We start from the raw sequence: 451 nt of genomic DNA, 5'->3' as shown, positions 1-451 counted from the left end.
CGAGTGGGCCGCGAAGATCGCCCTCGCCTGCCGTTGCCCGCAAGAACTCCGGCAGTTCCAGTACGACCCTGCCAGCTGACGTCGTCATTCTCACGCCGTGGTCCTGCCCGGGCCGGAGTGGCGTGGGGGCAGGTGGTTGTTAAATGGCGGAAGCCCCGACCGTCATGGTCGGGGCTTCCGTGCTGAATGTGTGTCCGGCGGTGTCCTACTCTCCCACACCCTCCCGGGTGCAGTACCATCGGCGCTGTGGGTCTTAGCTTCCGGGTTCGGAATGGGACCGGGCGTTTCCCCCACGCTGTGACCGCCGTAACCCTTGTTGCCCGCTCCGCCTGGCTGCGCCGGGGGTGGGAAGACGTGTGGTTACTGCTTCGGTGCTTGTATTCAGTTGCTGGTTCCTGCAAACGATCCATTGGGAGTGCCCCCAACCGGGGTTGGGGGCTCTCGACCTGGA

The 451-nt window shown here is 65.2% G+C and carries 1 rRNA gene; it reads right to left on the bottom strand.

Annotated elements, in window-relative coordinates:
- Positions 1-192: 192 nt before the first annotated feature.
- Positions 193-309, bottom strand: a 5S ribosomal RNA gene (gene rrf, locus J1902_RS18980).
- Positions 310-451 lie beyond the last annotated feature (142 nt).

This window comes from Arthrobacter cavernae, assembly GCF_017368795.1.
In the GTDB taxonomy this organism is placed as follows: Bacteria; Actinomycetota; Actinomycetes; order Actinomycetales; family Micrococcaceae; genus Arthrobacter; species Arthrobacter cavernae.
Note: the sequence above shows the minus strand (reverse complement) of the source record. Positions and strands in the feature narration are given on the sequence as shown.